This window comes from Arcanobacterium haemolyticum DSM 20595 (genome assembly GCF_000092365.1).
Classification (GTDB): Bacteria; Actinomycetota; Actinomycetes; order Actinomycetales; family Actinomycetaceae; genus Arcanobacterium; species Arcanobacterium haemolyticum.
In genome coordinates this window covers 1864381-1878444 of sequence record NC_014218.1, presented here as the reverse complement: position 1 = coordinate 1878444, position 14064 = coordinate 1864381, and the positions used below count along the sequence as shown (strand labels likewise).

9 protein-coding genes and 1 tRNA gene are annotated in these 14064 nt (G+C 56.3%); 7 read left to right on the top strand and 3 right to left on the bottom strand.

Annotated features, from left to right (window positions below; all coding sequences use genetic code 11):
- The first annotated feature begins 180 nt into the window (after nt 1-180).
- The 7 genes from ARCH_RS09495 (at nt 181) to rbsK (ending at nt 9208) form a co-directional block, all read left to right on the top strand.
- On the top strand, nt 181-1926 hold the full coding sequence (locus tag ARCH_RS09495; protein ID WP_049765865.1) for an integrin alpha: 1746 nt from the start codon (nt 181-183) through the stop codon (nt 1924-1926).
- 80 nt (nt 1927-2006) lie between these two features.
- Nucleotides 2007-3764 (top strand): collagen-like triple helix repeat-containing protein, encoded by a 1758-nt coding sequence (locus ARCH_RS09490; protein WP_013170902.1) that lies wholly within the window; start codon nt 2007-2009, stop codon nt 3762-3764.
- Between the two features lie 177 nt (nt 3765-3941).
- The gene (locus ARCH_RS08705) at nt 3942-4883 is read left to right on the top strand and encodes a sugar-binding transcriptional regulator (protein WP_013170901.1); all 942 of its coding nucleotides are present in this window, start codon (nt 3942-3944) and stop codon (nt 4881-4883) included.
- Between the two features lie 75 nt (nt 4884-4958).
- The gene (locus ARCH_RS08700; protein ID WP_170121725.1) at nt 4959-5432 is read left to right on the top strand and encodes an Abi family protein; all 474 of its coding nucleotides are present in this window, start codon (nt 4959-4961) and stop codon (nt 5430-5432) included.
- A 465-nt stretch (nt 5433-5897) separates the two neighbouring features.
- Nucleotides 5898-7274 carry an L-fucose:H+ symporter permease gene (gene fucP, locus ARCH_RS08695; RefSeq protein WP_041640468.1) on the top strand — a complete coding sequence of 459 codons (1377 nt, stop codon included), beginning with the start codon at nt 5898-5900 and terminating at the stop codon, nt 7272-7274.
- 9 nt (nt 7275-7283) lie between these two features.
- A complete protein-coding gene (locus tag ARCH_RS08690; RefSeq protein WP_013170898.1) occupies nt 7284-8303 on the top strand; it encodes an aldose 1-epimerase family protein in 1020 nt (339 codons plus the stop codon).
- 2 nt (nt 8304-8305) lie between these two features.
- Complete coding sequence (gene rbsK, locus ARCH_RS08685) at nt 8306-9208, top strand: ribokinase (RefSeq protein WP_013170897.1); 903 nt, start codon at nt 8306-8308, stop codon at nt 9206-9208.
- Nucleotides 9209-10018: 810 nt separating this feature from the next.
- Here rbsK and ARCH_RS08680 read toward each other — a convergent pair.
- From ARCH_RS08680 to ARCH_RS08670, 3 genes are all read right to left on the bottom strand, one after another.
- Nucleotides 10019-10092 (bottom strand) — tRNA-Pro (locus tag ARCH_RS08680).
- A 201-nt stretch (nt 10093-10293) separates the two neighbouring features.
- The gene (locus tag ARCH_RS08675; protein WP_013170896.1) at nt 10294-11589 is read right to left on the bottom strand and encodes a metallophosphoesterase; all 1296 of its coding nucleotides are present in this window, start codon (nt 11587-11589) and stop codon (nt 10294-10296) included.
- Nucleotides 11586-13988, bottom strand: a complete 2403-nt coding sequence (locus ARCH_RS08670) for a penicillin-binding protein (RefSeq protein ID WP_013170895.1) — start codon at nt 13986-13988, stop codon at nt 11586-11588. Before ARCH_RS08670 ends, ARCH_RS08675 begins: the two co-directional genes overlap by 4 nt.
- Nucleotides 13989-14064 lie beyond the last annotated feature (76 nt).

Sequence of the window (14064 nt, the reverse complement as noted above, 5' to 3'; positions counted from 1 at the left end):
AGCGCCGGATTTCCTAAGAAAATGCAGGTAGTGCTGTATGAGTAATGCTCCTAACAATTTGTTCGACGCCTCCTAATTGTTCTATAAGGTTATGCTTACCTAATAAAAATAATTGGAGTGTTTATGAAACGACAAAACCTCAGAGGGAGAGTTCCCTTCGCGTTAGCAATAAGCGCATTAATGGCAACAAATATTGTTTCCCCAGCTCATGCTGATAATGATGTTTGGGATGAAGAAGGCGATGAGATCATTAGCGAAAAGCCTCGTGAAGGGGATCTTAAAGGCCTCAAAGATCTATTCGATGGAGGCGAATCTCCGAAGAATAAGCCGAAGGATTCTCAGCCGAAGCCTGAAGATAAGCCAAAGGGAACCCCTGAGTCTAAAAAAGAGCATAATGATGGCGCAGATGTGTGGGGTGAAGATGATGAAGTACCCCCTGGTAAGAAGCCTAAGAATGACATCATTCCGGACCCGGGTGCTAAAGATCGTGAAGGCGATGTCCTCGATGATCTCGGGCTCGGAGATGAGCCAGATATCAAGCGCCCACAAACCGAGCGCAAAGAAAAGGTTGCCACCACCGCAGATTCTAAAGCGCGCAAATGGTCCGGGATTGACGGCAAGCGCTACCACGATTCGGTTCGCAAAACTGACCGCATCACCTACACCGATGCTGGCACGATCCCGCAGGTCACGTGCGATATTGTAGACCGCCCAGAAAACGATCTGATCTTCCTTTCCAAAGACGGCAAGAACCTCACGATCGTCCCATTCATTCCATACGGCTCCGACGATCACCAGGAAACCAAAAAGCTTTCCGAACAGCGCGGAGCCTACCGTTACACGCTTCCGCAAGGCTCCGGCACAGATTGGAAAATTACCTGCGTCAAGCCCAAGCAAGGTGAGAAGGCCACAGTCGCACTTGCGAACGGCACACAAGTTTTCATTGCTGACTCCACGAAGATGAAGCCAGAAGCTACACCTGCAGAATTGCCACTTCGCGCCACCTACCAGTTCGATGCGCCCGTGCGCGCCATTTCCTCCGACACGCCAGGCGGCGGCCAGGGATTGGCAGTTGCGTCCGGCACCAAAGTTCACTACATTGACCAAGTTGCAACGGCAAAGACTACCGAAGGAAAGCCAAAGATCGCCAAAACATGGGATATCGACGCCGATACCCCAGTTACGCTCGTACCACTCAACGCAACGTATGGTGGAGAAGATGCGAGCGTGATCGGCGTCGGGATACCTGATAAAAACCTTGTGTACGCAATCGAAACCACCGCTCCCACAGGAAAAGCCAGTGAAATTGGCGCAACGGTGACTGCAACTGGCGACGGAGCAAAGTTCGGCACAGCAATCGTAGGAATCGGCGACGTCAATAAAGACGGCAGCGATGACTACGCAATCGGCGCGCCCGAAGCGAACCACAAAACAGGTGCGGTAGCCATCGTCTACGGCCAAAAAGAACAGGCGGCCGGAACTAAAGTTACGGTCAACCTAGGCTCTGATCAAGATAACGCCGTACAAACCAACGGAAAACCAAGCGGAACGCTCATTCGCCAAAGCGCGCGCGGCCGAATCGGAATCTCGCTCGGCTATGTACAGCAATACGATGGGGAGAAGAATCCGGGAGCGATCGTCGTCGGCAGACCAGACAACGATGAACACCCCGGAGCCATAATGATCTCCGCCGAAGCACTCACGAAAAATTGGAACCACGGACTCGGCATTGATTCGATCCCGTGGAACCAGCGTGTCTGGTTCGCGACCGGAGAAGGAAAGGGCGACGGCGGAAGCACAATCGGAATCGTCCAAGCAGCGGATAGCGACAAAGACCTCACGGCAATCCTCGCAGCGGATACGAACGGAAAAGTGGATATCTGGACCGTTGATATGGGGCGGCAAAAAGAAAAACCGAGAAGGTAAAACCGCTCCATCCCGCACCAAAAGCAGAAAAGCGCGAGGCAGCCATCAAGCCAATCAACACCGCAACCAAGAAACGATGGGTGGGAGAATTTAGCAACGGGCTCGGAAGTTCGATCGCGCGCGGCCAATGTGACGTGACAGGCGACGGCAAGCCAGACCTCATCACCTCCAGCCCAATGCGCTCCGAATGGAAATTCGATCCATACTACGAAGACTCCACCGAAACCCACGGCTGGGTGCCAAACGTGACCGGGCAAGTGCAAATCATCCCGAACGGGACAGCAGGCAGCGCGCTGCCGGACACGAATATCATCACCATACTCGGGCCAAAAGAAACTGAAGACCCGGCGGCGGATGCGGCGGTCGGACTGTCGGTGACGTGCCTCGGGGATGTGAATGGAGACAAGATCGCGGATATTGCGTTCGGGTCACATACGATGGGGCGCGTCTGGGTGATTTATGGCGGGCCGGAGCTTGCGAAGACGGATCTGAATGCGTTGGATGCCTCGCGCGGATACGTTATCCAGATGCCACACGAATTCGGCGCCGCCGGATACCACGTAACCAGCGTGGGCGATGTGAACAAGGATGGGCTGAACGACGTCGGGTTTATTGTTGCTAATACGCCACTTTCCCGTGGCGAACGCGGAACCTACGGAACTGCGCTCATCGTTGCGGGGCAGCGCGAAAGCAAGGACGTGGACTTGGTTGCAAGCTACGACGATCCGCGAGTTATCTGGAGCGCTCGCACGCCAGAGGGGAACACACTCTCCGCGTTTACCCCAGTAGGTGACGTGAACGCAGACGGCGTGCAAGACTACGTTCTTGCCGATTTCAACGCGTACACCGCTGGCGGGAGCGTGACCGGCAAGGCCTGGGTTGTTTACGGCGGTTCGGCTGGTGGATACACCCTGGCCATGCCGGAAAATGCTTCGTACCGGTTGGGTGCGGGGACCTCGATTGTGTCAGTTGGTGACATTGACGCGGACGGTGTGGGTGACTTCGCCATCGGCTTCGATGGCGGGCAAATCGAAGGCGTCACCCAAGGTGGCGTGGCGATTGTTCATGGCGTGAAGGAGCCGATGAAGGCTGAGCAAGTACGCAAGATCAACCCAATGGATGCTGCGGCAAACGATCCGCGGATTTCTATTGTGAAGGGTGCCCAGGCTGGTACTGGATTCGGCTGGTCTGTGGATGCAGATCCGAAGCGGAAAACCATTGCTATTGGCGCATGGGGTGAAGATGCCAAGGGCGCCGTTTACGTTGTGGATGCAACGAAGATTCCTGCTGGTGTCAACGATATTTCAGCACTTGGCGATGCTGTGAAGCGCATTGCTACCGAAGCTGAGCAGGCACGATTCGGCCGGTCGGTAGCATTCGTTGGTGACTACCTTGGTAGGCACACACTTGCGATCGGTGCTGATGGCGTTATTGACGATCATGCCCAAGACCGTGAAGGCTACTCGCATGCAGCCCACCTCCTTGTCCTTGATATTGATAAGGAGAAGGTGAATCCGAGGGCCGGCGCGGCGGATTCGGCCGCGCCGGGCGGGCAGCCAGGGAAGCCGGGTGACGCCGGCCAGAAGCCAGGACATCCAGGTGATGCTGGTAAACCCGGTCAGCCTGGTAATCCAGATGAGAATCCAGGCCAGAAGCCTGGGGGATCTGGCGTCGACGGCAAAGGTAAGAGCAGTTCTTCCCAGGTGAAGTCGCTAGAAAAGGGACGTTCGGGCGGACTGGCTCGTACAGGTCTGGAAATTTCCATGCTGGTGGCTGGACTTGTTGGCCTGTTGGCCTTGGGTGTAGGCCTTATCGCGGCAAATCGGAAGAATGGCTGACGATAGGCAGTAGGTAAAACAAGAACACCTGCAAAAAGATAGGGGATCCGGCACGGCCTGTAATATGCGGCGAGGCCGTGTCGGATTCTCAATGTTTTTGTAGGTGCGGCGGGGGAGCAGTGCAGGTGCCACGGGGGAAGGCCAGCTCCGCCGCCCCTTCCACGATAGAATCCGATTATGGAGTCCTTGAGTGTCCGCGATATTCAATCGCTTGATGCTGCGAAACTGTATTATTCTGGCCTGAACCAGGAGCAGGTGGCGCAGCGTTTGCATGTTGCCCGGCCTACGGTGTCGAAGTTGTTGGCGCACGCCCAGGCCAGGGGTTTTATTCAAGTGAGGGTGATTGATCCGCGTGAGCAGGATGAGCTCCTGGTGGAAACGCTTCAACACCGTTACCGCCTCCTGGACGTCATCCTGGTTAGTCCGGCCAGCCCCGGCGATATTGCGATGCGGGAGGCGTTGGGCAAGGCGGGTGCGCAGTTGGTGACGTCCCTTGTTCGCGATGGCGATCATATCGGCGTTATCCCATCCCGCACCATGAGTGCGGTGGCCGATTTTCTTGAGTCGCACCCGCGGAAGAATGTTGAGATTATCCAGTTGAGCCACGGCCTGTCGGATCCGGTTCCGGAGCACGGCCGCCCGGGTACGCTGGAACGGTTCGCGGCCGCGTTTTCGGCCACTTGCCACCAGTTGGCGGCGCCCACGTTTGTTGCCACGGTCCCGATTCGCACGCGCCTGACGAAAATGCCGCACGTCCGCCGCACGCTCGACCTCGGCGCCAAAGCCCGCATCGCCATCTACACAGTCGGCGATACCGCCACGAACCGCGAACTCATCGAGCGCAGCCCGCTCACGCTCGCCGAACGTGAGATTATTTTGCAACGTTCCGTTGGGGATATTTGCGCTAGGTTTATCGACGACGGAGGGCGTGTCTGTATTCCTGACGTCAACAATCGCACTGTTGGGATTAGCCTTCCGCAGTTGCGGCATAAGGAGCAAAAGATTCTTGTTGCTGGTGGCCAGCATAAGGTAGCGGCAGTGCGGGCAGCGCTTGAGTGTGGGTATGTGAATCGGCTGGTGACGGATGTTGAAACCGCACGTCAGATCGTACTTGGGTAGCTGGTAAATCCTCGCGGTGAGCGCGATTTTCTAAATTGGCTGTAAATAATTAGGCCAATATGGATACTTATGATAGTGAATGGTGTAGGACAGAGCGCATCGTGCCCAGGCTATGGCTTAGCTATCCTAAAATGCGGTGGGCCAATTTTTAGGAAGTTCGCGTGGAACGGCAAAAATATTTCAAAAGTTTCATACGTAGATGTGGATCCGCATAAAGTGCAAAGAATAATTGAGAAAATGGAAAATGATCTTCTAGGGTCACGTTTGCCTAGTGTGAAACGGTATCGGAATGAAGAGGAACTAAGTAATATCCCCATTTGGGTTGCGATTGAAACAATGACTTTTGGAACTCTTGCAAAAATGTCGACGTTCTTTAAGGATAAGGATGTTATTTCTGCAGCGGCGCAGCCACTTCACGTTCCTACTTCTGGTTTTCTGATGCGCTACATGCTTTTTCAACCCTGCGGAATAGGTGTGCTCATCATGGGCAATTGTGGAACAGGTCGTTTTCTATTGCACTTAAAATTCCTTCTAAGGAAAAGAGGGTAGCTCCAAAATTTTCCCATCCGGGGAGTTACGGGGGAATTATTCTTATAAAAGTATGGCTGAAAAAGATGGGATATGGAACGGAGCGGTATGAGTCGGTGCAAGAATTATTGTCTTGTAATGAGACATATGAGAAAGGCATATTGCACCCGAAGATGAAGTAGGGGCCAGAATTTCATTCTCAACCAATCCCAATACCCGCGGCACAAATGTTCCATCTAAGCACGTATGCTCTAATTTTCCAGTGCTAATTCCCTTAAACTCGCGATAAAGAGCCACATAGAGCCATTTTCGCTAGAACAAAAGTTACACACCCCCTCTTTCGGAGTGCCCCAGCACACAGTTAGCATGAGAGCAATCGTGAAGGGAATACTAGATAGTCCGCCGTCGAACTATCACCCACAACGCCACGTTCAACGCAGAACCCGGCGCCCCAATTCCCGCTGAACCGACCGCGAAAGGTGCGCAATGAGCACGAAACGAATGATGAAAGAAGCCGAAGGAGTGAAGAACACGTCCTTTGGCCTCATCAAGGATCCAACCACCCAGCTTTCAAACGGCTACCTCAACAAAACCCCGCTCCTCCAATACATCCTGCTCTCGATCTGCTTCCCGATGTGGGGCGCAGCGGCGTCGCTGAATGACGTGCTGATTACGCAGTTCAAATCGATTTTTGAGCTGTCCGATTTTGCGTCGGCGTTTGTGCAATCGGCATTCTACGGCGGCTACTTCCTGCTGGCGATCCCGGCATCGCGCGTGATCCGCAAGTGGAGCTACAAATCCGGCCTATTGGTGGGCCTGAGCTTCTACATCATCGGCTGCATGCTCTTCTTCCCAGCCTCCCACATGGCAACCTACACGGTGTTCCTGGCGGCCCTATTCGCGATCGCAACCGGCCTTTCCTTCCTGGAAACGTCGGCCAACACCTACTCGTCCATGATCGGCCCACGCAAATTCGCAACCCTGCGCCTAAACATATCCCAAACCTTCTACCCAATCGGCTCGATCTTCGGCATCCTGCTGGGCAAATACCTGATCTTCACTGAAGGCGAATCGCTGAACAAGCAACTCGAAGCGCTCACCGGCGCGGAACGCCAACAGTTCGCAGAAGAAATGCTCCAGCGTACGCTCGGCCCATACCGCTGGATCATCGTGGTACTGGCAGTGCTCCTCCTGATCATCGCACTCACCCAGTTCCCACACTGCAAGCCACTCCACCACAACAAGGAAGCTAAGGCAACGATCGGCGAAACGCTCCGCTACCTGGCATCGAACCGTAAGTTCGCGGGCGGCATCGTGACCCAGTTCCTTTACGTCGGTATGCAGACCGCGGTGTGGTCGTTCACGATCCGCCTGGCCCTGAACCTGGACGATTCCATCAACGAACGCACCGCTTCCAACTACATGATCTGGGCATTCGTGGCCTTCTTCGTGGGCAAGTTCGTGGCAAACATCCTCATGACCAAGTTCAACGAAAACCTGGTGCTGATCGGCTACTCGATCGCAGGCGTGGCAGCGCTGGCCTGGGTTATCGCGGTGCCAAATATGACCGCCGTATACGCCGCAATCCTCACCTCCGGCCTGTTCGGCCCATGCTGGGCCACAATCTACGCCCGCACATTGGATTCGATCGAGGACAAGCGCCACACCGAAACCGGCGGTGCCGTGATCGTCATGTCGATCATCGGCGGCGCAGTGATCCCAGTGATCCAGGGCCTGGCGTCGGATACGTTCGGTTCGATGCAGCTCGCGTTCTCGGTTTCGCTGGTCTGCTTCGCGGCTGTCCTGATCTACTTCCTATACCAGTACAAGGCAGAAAAATCTGCCCCCGCAATCAACGAGTGAGGCTAGAAAATGTACACAATTCCTTTACATCGCAGCCAGTTCACGGAAACTGAGCGCACGATCCTAGACGGGCGCGGAATCCGCGTTGTGGCCTCTCGCTACGATACCGGCATCGAATCGCTCCGGGTTGAAAACGAACGCGGGTACGTTGAAGTGCTTCCGTTCATGGGCCAGATCATTTGGGACGCCGAATTCGACGGCACCTCCCTCCGCATGACCAACATGTTTTCCCGCCCGCAGCCGTGCCGCGAAATCGTGGACACGTACGGCTGCTTCGCGTTCCATTCGGGCCTGCTCGCGGCCGGCTGCCCGTCGCCCCAAGATTCGCACCCGCTGCACGGCGAGTTCCCGTGCGCAACCATGGATTCGGCGTGGATAGAGATTGACGACGACGGGGCCGTACGTGCAGTTTCATCCTACGAGTATGTCCAAGGATTCGGGCATCACTACCTCGCGGTTCCACACATTGAGCTGCGGCCAGGATCGTCGATGTTCGATATTGGGCTCAAAGTAACGAACCTGTCCAAGTACGCTCCAATGCCACTGCAATACATGTGCCACATGAACTATGCGTTCGTAGAAAACGGAATCATGAGCGAAAACCTGCCAAAAGGCGCGTTCGGTTTGCGACGCACGGTTCCCGCCCACGTCACCCCAACCGAACGCTGGACCGAAATAAACGAACAGATTTTGGCTGGAACGATCAATCCGGCGTCGTTGGAACAGGCAAAAGAATTCGATCCAGAAATCGTCTACTTTGCCGATAACCTGCCGCAATACGGCGAAAAACTGGAATTTGAGCTGGCCGGCGAAAACGGCGTGACCTTCCGGACGGAATTCAGTTCGGTAGAATTCCCGGTTGCAACCCGGTGGGTGCTCTACAACGCGGACCAGCAGGTGGCGGCGTTCGTGCTCCCAGGAACCTCCCGGCCGGAAGGCTACCTGGCCGCGAAGGAAGCCGGAACCCTCATCGAACTGGCTGCGGGTGAGACGCGCAGCTTCACAGTCACCACAGGAATCAAGGAGTAAACATGGACATCGCAGTAATCGGATCAAACATGGTAGATCTGATCTCCTACATCGATCGGATGCCAGCAGAAGGCGAAACCCTGGAAGCTCCCGATTTCAAAATGGGATGCGGCGGCAAGGGTGCCAACCAGGCCGTGGCGGCCGCGCGTTTGGGCGCGAACGTGCTGATGGTAACCCGCGTGGGGAACGACATTTTCGCAGACAACACCGTGGCGAACTTTGCCAAGAACGGGATTGATACGCGGTACGTTCTGCGGACTGAGATGAGCTCCGGTGTGGCGCCGATCTTCGTGGATGCCGAATCGCACAACTCGATCCTGATTATTAAGGGGGCAAACTCGATGCTGAGCACGGCCGATATCGATGCGGCTGCCGCCGATATCGCCCAGTGCAAGCTGATCGTGCTGCAGCTGGAAGTGCCACTGGAAACCGTGTATGCCGCGATTCGATTCGGCAAGGAACACGATATTCCAGTGCTGCTCAACCCGGCTCCAGCCCAGCCTGACCTGGTGCTTTCCGAAGTGAAAGACTGCTCCTACTTCATGCCAAACGAATCCGAACTCTCGCTGCTCACCGGCATGCCAGTGGACACGATTGATGACGTGCGCAATGCGGCTTCCGCGCTGCTGGATGCGGGCATGAAGAACGTGATCGTGACGTTGGGCTCACGTGGGGTTTTGTGGATGGCGGAAGGTGTAGACGAACTCCTGCCAGCGTGCGAAGTGAGCGCACGCGACACCACCGGAGCTGGCGATGCCTTCATCGGGTGCTTCAGCCACTACTTGGTTCAAACCGGGGATGTGCGCGAGGCCCTGACCAAGGCCAACCGGTATGCTGCGGATTCTGTGACCAAGCTCGGTACACAGACGTCGTATGCGACTGCGGAGGAATTTGCGCAGCTGTGATAGGGGCGGTTGGCGGCCTGATCCGAAGGAGATGGGCCGCCAACTCCTTTTCTGACCTGGCTCTTTAGAGCCAGGTTGGGTGGTGCGAGGCCCGATATTTCGGGCCTTCTTTTCTTTCCATCCCGGATTTCCAGCGTCCTTCTGGCAGGGCTTAGGCAACGCCTGCTCCGAGTGGTCTGGGCTTCAGGTGGTCTGTGTTTAGCTACAAGCAACCTCTGCCTCCAGGTGCTCTTTGCCCGGGGCTAAAAAGCGGGAGGCTGAACAGCAGTGCGGTATAGGGCACTGCTGTTTAGTGGGGCGCCGATTGGGCGCTCTGTTCCGGCCTAGTTTGTCCATCTCTCCTTTTGGCTGAGCCGCATTACGCCGGGATCGCCCGGCGGTTTCCTCTATTCCCTGCACATTTTTCGGTTGCCGATCATGGGTTTTTGCGAAAAATTCACTTATTTCCGGTGATAGGGCCATATATGTGGCTATCTCCGGCTGTGGGTGAGTTTTGTGTATGTTTGGAGTTTTATTCGCTGGTTGAGGAGGGTTGGGGAGGGGGCTAAAGAGGGTCGGGCTTGCTCCGAGATAGTCCTAAATAGGCGGCAGGGAGGGCAGCAGTGCCGTATATGACACTGCTGTGCAGCTGGGTGCTGATCGAGCGCAGTTCCAGTTCTTATAGGGTTCCGGTATGTCTGTTTTGGGGTGCATTCTGGCTCTTAGGGAAACGTAAACGGAGGGACAAACATGGGATTGGAGGGATTTTTGCGTTCTGCGGGGCTGCAGGTATGAAAAATCCGGCGATATATCTATATCGCCGGATTTGAGTCGGGATAGCGGGATTTGAACCCACGGCCTCTTCGTCCCGAACGAAGCGCGCTACCAAACTGCGCCATATCCCGAAAGCCGTGCCGGCAACATTCGTTAACCAACTGAATAATCATAACGCCGTTCCCACCGTTTTGTGAAATCCTCGCGGAGGTGGGATGTAGCATAGCTCCAGGGTGTTGTGCCATAGTGCCAATTCGGATCGATCTTGGTGGATTGGATCGCTAGGTGCCGGTGTCCGTGGCAGTGCGAACTAGATATGTAGGTTTTGCCGATTAATTGCCCGCCGCCCCAGGCGCTGCAACAACATCCAAGATGATTGCTTCCGGTGCGCAGAAAGTCCGAACCGGTGTGAATGGCGATGTGCCGATCCCTGCCGAAATCTGTGCCAGCATCCGGCTACCCAGAACGATCGAGCCGTCCTTTTTAATTACGTGGGCAGAGGATGGCTTACGATCCCGAGATTGTGCAGAAGAATCGCCCGGAGCGGTTGGGGTGGTTGGGGTGTTGGGCGCGGTTGGGGTGTTGGGCGCGGTTGGAGCTTCCTGGTCGGAAACAGAATCGCTGCCGGTCCCAGACCATTCGAACAGGCCCTTGGCGTAAGCGCAGTCCAGATCGCAGTTAGTCACAAGCGCATGCGAACCCGGAAGGTTCACCTGCCCGCCGTGCGTGTGGCCCGAGAAGCAGATGTTGGCGCCGTCTTCCTGCATCATGTCCAGCACCCAGGTGTAAGGGGCGTGGGCAAGGGCAAGTTTCAGGTGCGCGGTGGAGGGTGCAGTAGTGGTGGAGCGTGTGTTGGTGCCCGGGGATCGATCCTGGACAGTGGGCTCGGCCTGCCCGGCAGAGCCATCCTGCCCTCGAATTTCCGGCATCTGACGAGCTTCCGGCATCCGATCCAGCCCGATGTGCGGATCGTCTATGCCTACCAAGTCCAGTTCCCAGCCGTTCACGGTCACCTGCGCGCGCGCATTGTTCAGATCGATCCAGCCGCCGCTCGCAAGCCCGGCTCGCAGTTCGTCGGTTGGGAGGGGCTGCCCAGGAAGGTGTTGGCTGTTGGCAGGATGAGGATCGGGAACGTGATTGGCCGCGTCAGCAGGAGCGGCAAGAACTGAAGTAGCGCCAGATTCTGCCGTGGTATCTGCAGTTTTCCCTGTGTGCCCGCCGATGTACACGAATGGGTTTTTGAGGCGTGGCCCGTGGTAATCGTTGGATCCGAACACGAAGGCGCCTGGCACGTTGAGGAGTGGCCCGAAATCGGTGAGGATTGCGGCTACGGCGGCGGGTTCGGCGATCAGATCGCCGGTAAGCACCACAAAATCGGGTTCAAGCCCGGCCAGCGATCGGATGAACGCCCGCCGTTTGTGTTGCCGTGTGAGCAGGTGTGTATCGGAGATGTGGAGGATTCGGAGAGGCCCAGTTGCCGATTCGCCAGAAGTTGCGCCGTCAGAGGGGACGACGACGGTGCGCCGCCTTACCCGATACGCGTGCGCGTGGGTAATTGAGCCAAGGAGGGTGCCAGCGCCGGCGGCTAGGAGGCTGCCGGCGATGGTGATGAGGGGGCGTTTGATCATGGGCGCGGTCCGATGGAGAGCCAGAGGTTGATTTGGGTGCCTGGTGCGGCGTTGCCGGTTGGTTCTTGGCGGCCGACTGTCCCTACAGGGTGGTTGGAGTAGTCGCGGCCAACGGCCACGGCGTATCCGGCTCCTTGAAGGGTGGAGATGGCGTCGGATTCGCTCATGCCAATCACGGATGGGACGGTTTGTGTCGCTTTTTCAGTTTCTTCGTCTTGGCGCTTTTCGTCGTCGGTCTTTTCGCGCACGTAGGTGGGGGTTGGGCGGGCGAAGGAGGCGAATGGTTGGTTGGCTAGGGCTGCGTTCATGAATGAACGGAAGGCGGGTGCGGCTAGGGTGCCGCCATAGATGGTGCCGTGGTGGACGCCGTTGACTGTAACGTTGAACATTTCAATGTTTCCTGTCATGTGTCCGGTCCAGACTGCCGATGCGAGCTGCGGGGTGTAGCCAACGTACCAGGCATGGAAGGCGCTGTCGGTGGTACCCGTCTTGCCGCCGGCGGGCCGCCCACCTGCAAGTTGGGCGGCGGCGCCGGTGGCCCCCGGCTTAGGCACTTGTTGGAGCACCATGTTCACGCTGCGGGCAACATCTTTTTCGATTACTTGGCGGCATGATGGCTGTTGTTCTGCGATGATGGCGCCGGTGGAGTCGGTGATCTTGGTGAAGGAGTGTGGGGTGCAGGCGTTGCCGTCGGCTGCAAGTGTGGCAACGGCGGATGCCATGGAGAGTGGGGTGGTTGGATTGGCGCCGAGCACCTGGGTTGGCCGTGGGACGATTGGCGCGATGTCGCCTTCTTTCACGCCTTGCATGCCGGCGTTCTTGAGTTCTTTCAGCATGTCGGCGTTCACGAAGGAACCTTGCCGTGCCCCCATGGCTTCTGCGGTTTTGGTGATTTCGCACAGATCGAGTTTGGAGGACATGGTGGCGTATGCGGTGTTCACGGAGTACCTGGTGGCGTTCACAATGTTGATGCGCCCGAAGTTTTCATTATCGTTGTTTGTTACAGGGAACACGTCAGCTAAACCAGGTGCGCATGGGATCTTCCATGCGTTAGCAGGGATGGTGACTGCACGTTGGCCCGTCACGGTTTCGTATGGGCTGTGGCCTTTGGCGATCCAGTCTACAAGGGTGAAGATTTTGAAGGTGGAGCCTGGCTGGAAGCCGCTGCCGCCGCCCATGTCTTCGCCCACATTGTTGTTGACTTTGGTAGCGGTTGGGGCTTGTTCGGACGGGTTACCGAACGGCCGGTTTTGTACCATGGCGCGGATCTTGCCGGTGCCTGGTTCTACGGAGGAGAGTGCAATATCGATTCCGGATGGATCACCAACGGGTACTTGGGACACAATGGAATCGTAGGCGGCCTGTTGATCTGCCGGGTTGAGCGTTGTGTGGATAACTAGGCCACCACGGTAGAGTTTTTGTATACGTTCGTCACGGGTTTTGCCAAGCAGTTCAGAGTTGAGTACGTCGCGTACCGTGTATTCGCAGAAGTGTGCGGAGATTCCGGCTTCGCCACAGCCGTTGTAGGCTGGGGATACGTTGAGCATCGCTTCGATCGGCACAGCCACGGCCGCATCGTATTGCTCTTTGGTGATGTATTTTTGTTCCAGCATGGTGCCCAGTACGATATTGCGGCGCTTCAACGCGCCTTCTGGGTTGCTGACTGGATCCCATCGGCCAGGCGCCTGCGTGATGCCTGCTAGCATGGCGGCCTGTTCAACGGTAACATCCTTGGCTGACTTGGAGTAATAGTAGCGCGACGCCGCTTCTACACCGTATTGGGACGGCCCAAATTGCGCAATATTCAAGTATGCCGTGAGGATCTCATCTTTGCTCATCTTGTTTTCCACGGCCACGGCGTAGCGCGCTTCGTTCAACTTTCGGGCGATTGTTTGTTCGGTGGCGGCGGCGATCTGTTCGTCGTCGTCCGCAATTCGCCCTTTCTCCAACAGGGCGTTTTTCACGTACTGTTGGGTGATCGTGGAACCACCTGCGAGCTTGCCGCCGGTGAGATTCGCGAACGCGGCGCCCAAGATGCCTTGCGCGTCAATGCCGTTGTGCTGGTAGAAACGCTGATCTTCTATGGATACGGCGGCGTCTTTGATGAATTGGGAGATTCCTTCGGGGCCAACAACGATACGGTTTTCCGAATAGAAGCTTGCCAGCTTGCTGCCGTCTGCCGCCAGGATCACGGAAGCTTGGGATGGCGTGGTGAAGTCGATTTCGGTTGGGAGATCGTCGAAGATTTTGGTGACCGCGTTGATTGCGGTTCCCGACGTAGCTGCAACTGGGATCGCCATCGCGGCCAGGAGCCCTCCGCCGAGCCCGCAGAGCATGAAGAAAGAGAGCAGCGCCGAGAGTGCCTGCTTTTTGGTCAAGTTCCGTGTTTGTGTTGGCATATCTTCAGAATACTGCTTATTTCGTTTGTGCGCGCGTGACGTGAGTTATCATCTGCGTTTTTTCGATGTGACGTTT

What these genes read in the sequence shown, in the direction of transcription:
- ARCH_RS09495 (WP_049765865.1), top strand. Translation starts at nt 181, where the DNA reads ATGGCAACAAATATTGTTTCCCCAGCTCATGCTGATAATGATGTTTGG.
- ARCH_RS08705 (WP_013170901.1), top strand. Translation starts at nt 3,942, where the DNA reads ATGGAGTCCTTGAGTGTCCGCGATATTCAATCGCTTGATGCTGCGAAA.
- fucP (WP_041640468.1), top strand. Translation starts at nt 5,898, where the DNA reads ATGAGCACGAAACGAATGATGAAAGAAGCCGAAGGAGTGAAGAACACG.
- ARCH_RS08690 (WP_013170898.1), top strand. Translation starts at nt 7,284, where the DNA reads ATGTACACAATTCCTTTACATCGCAGCCAGTTCACGGAAACTGAGCGC.
- rbsK (WP_013170897.1), top strand. Translation starts at nt 8,306, where the DNA reads ATGGACATCGCAGTAATCGGATCAAACATGGTAGATCTGATCTCCTAC.
- ARCH_RS08675 (WP_013170896.1), bottom strand. Translation starts at nt 11,589, where the DNA reads ATGATCAAACGCCCCCTCATCACCATCGCCGGCAGCCTCCTAGCCGCC.
- ARCH_RS08670 (WP_013170895.1), bottom strand. Translation starts at nt 13,988, where the DNA reads ATGCCAACACAAACACGGAACTTGACCAAAAAGCAGGCACTCTCGGCG.